Origin of the sequence: Lysobacter enzymogenes, from assembly GCF_017168095.1 — a bacterium.
GTDB classification, from domain to species: domain Bacteria; phylum Pseudomonadota; class Gammaproteobacteria; order Xanthomonadales; family Xanthomonadaceae; genus Lysobacter; species Lysobacter enzymogenes_D.
In genome coordinates, this window is sequence record NZ_LXSD01000424.1 from 1 (window position 1) to 6370 (window position 6370).

The window sequence follows — 6370 nt, forward strand, 5'->3', positions numbered from 1 at the left end:
GAACCCGGCCTACGAGATCCGCATGCGCCCGGCCTGGGAAATCCAGCGCGGCGCGCTGGTGCGCGCGGTCCACTCCAGGCGCCAGCTGCGCGAGGTGATGGTCAACTTCTGGCACGACCACTTCAACGTCACCGTCGGCGATTACGACGCCGGCCCGGTGTACGTGCATTACCAGCGCGACGTGCTGCGCCCGCACGCGTTCGGCAACTTCCGCGCGATGCTCGAGGAAGTGGCCAAGAGCACCTCGATGCTCTACTACCTCGACAACGCCGCCAACACCCGCGCCGGCCCGAACGAGAACTTCGCCCGCGAACTGCTGGAGCTGCACACGCTCGGCGCCGAGCATTACCTGGGCTTCATGGATCCGTTCCAGGTGCCGCCGGACGCCGACGATGCGAACTATCCCTCCGGCTACACCGACATCGACGTGTACGAGACCGCCTCGGCCTTCACCGGCTGGTCGGTCAAGAACGGGCACTGGCAGTATCCCAACGACAACGACGGCAGCTTCGTCTATCGCCAGGCCTGGCACGACGCCGGGCCGAAGTTCCTGCTCGGGCGCATGCTCTATCCCGAGCAGCCGGCGCTGAAGGACGGGCGCGACGTGCTCGACCGCCTCGCCAGCCATCCGGGCGTGGCGCGCTTCATCTGCAAGAAGCTGATCCGGCGCTTCATGTCCGACACGCCGGATCCGGCGCTGGTGGCCAGCGCGGCGGCGGTGTTCCGGCAGAACTGGCAGGCGCCGGACCAGATCGCCAAGACCTTGCGCCACATCCTCAACACCGACGCCTTCATCAACGTGTGGGCGGCCAAGGCGCGGCGCCCGTTCGAAGCGGTGGCCGCGGCGATGCGCACGCTCGGCAGCGACTGGACGATCGCCGTGGGCAACGCCAAGAGCGACGAATTCGCCTGGCGCATGGGCTTCACCGGCCACGCGCCGTACGACTGGCCGGCGCCGAACGGCTATCCCGACACGCGCGAGGCGTGGTCGGGCTCCAGCAGCTATGCGATGACCTGGAAGCTGCTCAACTGGCTCACCGAAGCCCAGGACAACGCGGTGCCGCTGGCGCCGATCCTGGCGACCACGCGCAGCAAGGTGCCGTCGTGGACCGCCAACGCCTTGGTCGACTACTGGTGCCAGCGGTTGCTGGGCTATCAGCCGACCGCGGCGCGCAAGCAGACGCTGGTGGCGTTCATGGCCCAGAACGGCGATCCGGCGACGTATGTCATCACCGACACCAACGCCTGGGCCGCCACCGACCTCAAGCGCCACTACAACCAGGAACGGCTGCGCAGCATGGTCTCGCTGATCCTGATGTCGCCCGAATTCCTTACCCGCTGAGCAGGTGCCGCCATGACCACCCGACGCGATTTCCTCAAGGGCACCTGCGCCACCGCCGCCGCGACCGCGGTCGGCGGGCCGTCGCTGCTGTTCGCCGCGCCCGCCTTCGCCGCCGCCAACGGCCACGACACCGTCGTGCACCTGTTCCTGCGCGGCGGCCTGGACGGCCTCAACCTGGTGGTGCCGATCGACGGCGCCGACCGCACGTTCTACGAACAGGCGCGGCCCAACCTCGCCATCGCCGCGACCGGCACCTACGGCGCGCTGCCGCTGACGCTCGCCAGCGGCGGCGGCACCGGCTTCGGCCTGCATCCCTCGGCGACCGGGCTGCGCGATCTGTGGGTCGCCGGACGCCTGGGCATCGTCCACGCCTGCGGCCTGCTGACCAGCGTCACCCGCAGCCACTTCGACGCCCAGCTCTACATCGACCTGGGCACGCCCGGCGCGCAAGGCATCGGCAGCGGCTGGATGGCGCGGGCGATGAACACCCAGCCCAACCTCAGCGGCAGCGAGCAACTGCCGGCGCTCGGCGTCGGCGCGCGCCAGCCGGCGGGCCTGCTGTCGTCGGTGCAGGCGCTTACCATGGCCAGCCCGTCGGACTTCGCGCTCAACGCCGGCGCGTGGTCGTGGCAGACGGCGCGCAGCGGCGCGCCGGCGGGCTTTCGCGGCGTCAACGAAACCTTGGCCAGTCTGTGGACCGGTACTTCGGCGCTGGAACTCGGCGGCCAGCGCGCCGACCGCGCACTGCAGGTGATCGCCAGGCAAAGCTACAGCGCGGTGCCGGCCGGCTGGCCGACCACGACCTTCGCCCAGCAGCTGTGGACCATCGCCCAATCGATCCAGTTCGGCCTCGGCCTGCACTACGCCACGCTCGACCTCGGCGGCTGGGATACGCACGACGGCCAAGGCACCGCGGGCAGCGGCTACCACTACTACCAGAACAAGATCGCCGAACTATCGCAGGGCCTGTCGGCGTTCTACGCCGCGCTCGACGCCAGCGGCCACGCCGGGCGCGTGACCGTGGTCGTGCAATCCGAATTCGGCCGGCGCGTGCGCGCCAACGCCAACGGCGGCACCGACCACGGCTATGGCAATCCGGTGCTGGTGCTCGGCGGCGCGGTCAACGGGCGGCGTTTCTACGGCTCGTGGTCGGGGCTGGATCCGGAAATCCTGTCGCCGCACTTCGGCGACGTGCCGGTCACCACCGACCATCGCCAGGTGCTGGCCGAACTGCTGGTCAAGCGCATGGGCAACAGCAACCTGGCCAACGTGTTCCCCGGCTACAGCGGCTACGCGCCGATGGGGATCGTGCGCGACTTCGGTACGCTCGCGCCGAAGCCGGCGCCGGGCGCGCGACGCGTGCAGGCGGCGCAGGCGCAGGCGGCCGCGGCGAGCGAGCCCGATCTGCTCGAACGCTTGATGCGTTACGTGCAGGAACTGGTGGACTGAAACGAAGCCGCGCGGGCAGCGGCGCGCGACGCCGCTCCCCGCGCGTTTCACCCCACCGCGCCGAACTTGTCGGCGAACACCTGCGCCACCCAGTCCACGAACGCGCGCACCCGCGGCGACAGTTGCCGGTGCTGCGGATACATCGCCCAGGCCGGCACGCCGGGGCTGGCGAACTCGGCCAGCACTTCGACCAGGCGGCCATCGTCGAGATACGCCTCCACGCCGTGGCGCGGCAACTGGATCAGGCCGCAGCCGCGCAACGCGGCCGCGGCGTAGCAGGCGGCGTCGTTGACACCGATCCAGCTCTCCAGCTGGTATTCGCGCAGCGCGCCGTCGACGCTCAGCTCGAACGGATAACGCAGGTCGCGATCGCTGGCGAAGAAGCCGACCGCGCGATGCGCGGCCAGCTCGTCGGGATGGCGCGGCACGCCGAAGCGCTGCAGGTAATCCGGGCTGGCGCATACCACTTCGGGCATGGTCGCGATCTTGCGCGCCACCAGCGTCGAATCGCGCGGTATCCCTGAGCGCACCACGCAGTCGATGCCTTCGCCCACCAGATCGACCAGACGGTCGCCGCTGCTGACTTCCAGTTCGATGCGCGGATAGCGCGCATGGAACTCGTCGATGCGCGGCAGCACGATGCCGGTGGCGTGGATGCCGTGCAGGTCGACGCGCAACACGCCGCGCGGATCGCTGGCGACCTGGGCCAGCGCCGCGTCGGCGTCGTCGAGCTCGGCCAGCACGTGCACGCAGCGTTCGTAGTAGGCCTGTCCGTCCAGAGTCGGCCGCACTTGCCGCGTGGTGCGTTCGAGCAGGCGCGCGCCGAGCCGCGCTTCGAGTTCCTTGATCGCATGGGTGGCGGTAGCGCGCGGCAAATCCAGCAGCGCGGCGGCGCGGGTGAAGCTGCCCAGTTCGACGATGCGGACGAACAGGCGCAGGGTGTCGAGGCGGTCCATCGGCGGGCTCCGGCGGCTCGATTGTTGGCGATTTTTGAATTGTATTGCCAATCCGGCCTGATTTATCCAGCCTCACCCAACGCGCAGACTGCCTCCACCGCCAGCCCCGGGCCCCTACCGGCTCACTGGCCCCACCCGAACCGGAGTCCGTCCATGTCCGCCCAGACCGCCCATTCCTCCCCGGCCGCGCTCGTCACCGGCGCCTCGCGCGGCATCGGCCGCGCCATCGCCCTGCGCCTGGCCGCCGACGGCTACGCCGTCGCCGTCAACTACGCCGGCAACGTCGCCGCGGCCGATGCGGTCGTGGCCGAGATCGAAGCCGCCGGCGGCCGCGCGGTCGCGCTGCAGGGCGATGTCGCCGACGCCGACGGCATGCGCCGCGTATTCGCCACCGCCCGCGCCGCGTTCGGCCGCCTCGATGCGGTGGTCAACAGCGCCGGCGTGATGCCTTACGTGCCGGTCCAGGGCGGCGATCTGGCCGAGTTCGACCGCGTCATCGCGACCAACCTGCGCGGCAGCTACATCGTGCTGGGGCTGGCCGCCGAACACCTCGGCCACGGCGGCCGCATCGTCGCGCTGTCGACCAGCGTGATCGGCAAGGCGTTCCCGAACTACGGCCCGTACATCGCGTCCAAGGCCGGCGTCGAAGGCCTGGTGCACGTGCTCGCCAACGAACTGCGCGGACGCAACATCACCGTCAACGCGGTCGCGCCGGGGCCGGTGGCGACCGAGCTGTTCCTCAACGGCAAGACGCCCGAGCAGATCGCCCACTTCACCTCGCTGGCGCCGCTGGAGCGCCTGGGCGCGCCGGAGGAGATCGCTGCGGCGGTGTCGTTCCTGGTCGGCGCCGACGGCGCCTGGGTCAACTCGCAGGTGCTGCGGGTCAACGGCGGCTACGTGTTTTGAACGCGGACATTTTCACGGCGTCCTCGCTTGCGAGCGTCGCGACCTGAGCGCGAAGCGTCGGGCCTGAAGGCCCTCCCACAAGGCAGTGGAAGTCCCTCCCACAGGGCAGCGGCCGTTGTGGGAGGGACTTCAGTCCCGACGCTCTCGTTCCAGATCGCGGCGAGCAACCCAGAAAGCTCGGAAAACATCCTCCCGAATCGTCCACCCCGGGCGCCCCGCGCCCGCCAGCGGAGCTTCGCCATGACCCAGCAAATCGTCCTCATCACCGGCGCCTCCAGCGGTTTCGGCGCGCTCGCCGCGCGCGCGCTGGCCCGCGCCGGCCACACCGTCTACGCCAGCATGCGCGAGACCGCCGGCCGCAACGCCGCGCAAGTCGCTGCCGCGGCCGACTACGCGCGCGAACAGGGCGTGGACCTGCGCACGCTCGAACTCGACATCGCCTCGCAGGCCTCGGCCGATGCCGCCATCGACGCGATCATCGGCGCGCACGGCCGCCTCGACGTGCTCGTGCACAACGCCGGCCACATGGCCTTCGGCCCGGCCGAAGCGTTCGCGCCGGAGCAGTTCGCCCAGCTTTACGACAGCAACGTGCTCGGCGCGCAGCGGGTCAACCGCGCCGCGCTGCCGCATCTGCGCGCGCAGCGCCGCGGCCTGCTGCTGTGGGTCTCGAGCAGCAGCGCGCGCGGCGGCACGCCGCCGTACCTGGCGCCGTACTTCGCGGCCAAGGCGGCGATGGATTCGCTCGCAGTCAGCTACGCCGGCGAACTGGCGCGCTGGGGCATCGAAACCTCGATCCTGGTGCCCGGCGCGTTCACCTCCGGCACCAACCACTTCGCCCACGCCGGCGCCCCGTCCGACAGCGCGCGCGTGGCCGACTACGAAAGCGGCCCGACCGCAGGATTCGGCGAGGAAATCCTGCGCAAGCTCGCCGCCGGGGTTCCCGCCGACGCCGACCCGGCCAGCGTCGCCGAAGCGATGGTCGCGATCCTCGAACGCCCCTACGGCCGGCGGCCGTTCCGCGTCCACATCGACCCCGCCGACGACGGCTCGGAAACCGTCAGCGCCGTCGCCGACCGCATCCGCGCCGAATTCCTGCGCCGCAACGACCTCGCCGACTTGCTGACCCCACGCCTGACGTGAGCAGCGCCAGCCCCCTGTAGGAGCGGCGCAAGCCGCGACTGCGACACCGCAACCACGACGCAACCCGCAACACCGACGCGCAAAAACGCACGGGCCGGAGCTATCGCTCCGGCCCGTGCGCCGTCTCGTTGCGCCGGCGGCGGCCGTCCTGGCGGCCGTCGGCGGAGGGAGGTCTGCGGTGCACAGTGGCAGCATGCAGCGCCGCCGCCAATAAGACCTGTCAGAAACAACGGTCGTCGCCGGTATTCGTTGCACCGGGCTCGGTAGGCGCCGGCCTTCGCATTCGACGAGCGGGCCGCTCTCGCCACGCCGGCCGGCGATGAGTCGGCGCGCATCGCGGCGTGCGCGCGACCGTGCCGGCTGCAGCGCGCGCCCCGCAACCGCGCCGCTTCGCGCTTATGATTCCTCGACTCCCTCGCCACCGAGCCACTCCGAGGACGACAGTGCGCAAACAAGGACGGACCTGGATCTGGCTGCTGGCGCTGGGCGCCACCGCGGCAGGCATGTACTACTGGGGCCGGCGCAGCGGCGACCCGCTGCCGCCGCCCGCGCTCGCCGCGGCGTCCGCGCGCGGCGT

Annotated in this window: 6 protein-coding genes; 4 read left to right on the forward strand and 2 right to left on the reverse strand. The window is 70.9% G+C overall.

Annotation, left to right across the window (positions count from 1 at the left end; all coding sequences use genetic code 11):
• On the forward strand, positions 1-1342 hold a 1342-nt coding region (locus A7A76_RS18435), incomplete at its 5' end, for a DUF1800 domain-containing protein (protein WP_206412572.1).
• A 12-nt stretch (positions 1343-1354) separates the two neighbouring features.
• Complete coding sequence (locus A7A76_RS18440; RefSeq protein WP_206412573.1) at positions 1355-2791, forward strand: DUF1501 domain-containing protein; 1437 nt, start codon at positions 1355-1357, stop codon at positions 2789-2791.
• Positions 2792-2838: 47 nt separating this feature from the next.
• On the opposite strand, the gene A7A76_RS18445 is transcribed toward A7A76_RS18440, so the two are convergent.
• Positions 2839-3747 (reverse strand): LysR family transcriptional regulator, encoded by a 909-nt coding sequence (locus tag A7A76_RS18445; RefSeq protein WP_206412574.1) that lies wholly within the window; start codon positions 3745-3747, stop codon positions 2839-2841.
• Positions 3748-3900: 153 nt separating this feature from the next.
• Here A7A76_RS18445 and A7A76_RS18450 point away from each other — a divergent pair, with 153 nt between their 5' ends.
• On the forward strand, positions 3901-4653 hold the full coding sequence (locus tag A7A76_RS18450) for an SDR family oxidoreductase (RefSeq protein WP_206412575.1): 753 nt from the start codon (positions 3901-3903) through the stop codon (positions 4651-4653).
• On the opposite strand, the gene A7A76_RS26850 is transcribed toward A7A76_RS18450, so the two are convergent.
• A complete protein-coding gene (locus tag A7A76_RS26850) occupies positions 4641-4916 on the reverse strand; it encodes a DUF6053 domain-containing protein (protein ID WP_428995191.1) in 276 nt (91 codons plus the stop codon). The genes A7A76_RS18450 and A7A76_RS26850 overlap by 13 nt on opposite strands.
• Here A7A76_RS26850 and A7A76_RS18455 point away from each other — a divergent pair.
• Positions 4894-5793 (forward strand): SDR family NAD(P)-dependent oxidoreductase, encoded by a 900-nt coding sequence (locus tag A7A76_RS18455; RefSeq protein WP_206412576.1) that lies wholly within the window; start codon positions 4894-4896, stop codon positions 5791-5793. The two genes, A7A76_RS26850 and A7A76_RS18455, sit on opposite strands and share 23 nt — an antisense overlap.
• The last annotated feature ends 577 nt before the right edge of the window (positions 5794-6370 follow it).

Bases quoted from the DNA above. Each gene is read 5' to 3' on its own strand.
- A7A76_RS18440 (WP_206412573.1), top strand. From the start codon at position 1,355: ATGACCACCCGACGCGATTTCCTCAAGGGCACCTGCGCCACCGCCGCC.
- A7A76_RS26850 (WP_428995191.1), bottom strand. From the start codon at position 4,916: ATGAGGACGATTTGCTGGGTCATGGCGAAGCTCCGCTGGCGGGCGCGG.
- A7A76_RS18450 (WP_206412575.1), top strand. From the start codon at position 3,901: ATGTCCGCCCAGACCGCCCATTCCTCCCCGGCCGCGCTCGTCACCGGC.
- A7A76_RS18445 (WP_206412574.1), bottom strand. From the start codon at position 3,747: ATGGACCGCCTCGACACCCTGCGCCTGTTCGTCCGCATCGTCGAACTG.
- A7A76_RS18455 (WP_206412576.1), top strand. From the start codon at position 4,894: ATGACCCAGCAAATCGTCCTCATCACCGGCGCCTCCAGCGGTTTCGGC.